At 40.8% G+C, this 762-nt stretch carries 2 protein-coding genes; both read left to right on the top strand.

All coding sequences use genetic code 11. The features are described from left to right. Nucleotides 1–484 (top strand): NADPH-dependent FMN reductase (locus ACRCJ0_RS17185; protein ID WP_431391371.1); only part of this gene is annotated, 484 nt, incomplete at its 5' end. A gap of 17 nt (nucleotides 485–501) precedes the next feature. Further along, nucleotides 502–762: NAD(P)H-dependent oxidoreductase (locus ACRCJ0_RS17180; RefSeq protein WP_431391372.1), on the top strand; the 261-nt coding region annotated here is incomplete at its 3' end.

Genomic DNA, 762 nt, shown 5'->3' with positions numbered 1-762 from the left:
ACCTGTTTTTACCCAACCTGAAGACAAAGTTGCACCTGAGTCTGTACAAGTGATTTCTCAAAAAATTGCTGAGGCTGATGGCGTCATCATTTCGACGCCTGAATATGACCACTCAATTACAGCCGCTTTGAAGGCTTTGTTAGAATGGATTTCTTATACTGACCAAGCACTGATGGATAAGGGTGTCATGATTGTTGGTGGGTCTTTAGGAAGTTTGGGAACATCTCGTGCTCAAAGTCACCTACGCCAAATCCTAGATTCCCCTGAATTAAAAGCTCGCGTGATGCCTGGTACTGAATATTATTTATCAAATTCAGGGCAAGCTTTTGATAAGGATGGCCAATTGGTTTACCCAGAAAAAGTCACTCAACTAGAAAACCACTTCACGGAATTTACAGGTTTTGTTGAAATCCTGACTCAGCTTCGTGAACAGGGACAATTGACTAGTCGTCACGATGCAAACTTTTCTTGGGAAATTCGATAAGGAGGATACCTCATATGATGAAATTTATTGCTGTTGCCGGTAGTGCCGCTGACAAATCATACAACCGTACTTTACTTGAATTTATGCAAAAGCATTTTGCTAATAAAGTTGAGATTGAAATTCTAGACCTTCGTGAAGTGCCTATGTTTGTGGAAACGGAAGATCAGGATAACTTACCTATTATTCAAACCTTTAATAAAAAAATCGTCGCTGCCGACGGTGTGATCCTAGCAACACCTGAACATAACCACTCTGTCCCTTCTGCCCTTAAGAGTTTA

Source organism: Aerococcus sp. L_32 (assembly GCF_050689315.1).
The sequence above is the reverse complement of the archived record's forward strand: the minus strand, read 5'-3'. Positions and strand labels throughout refer to the sequence as shown.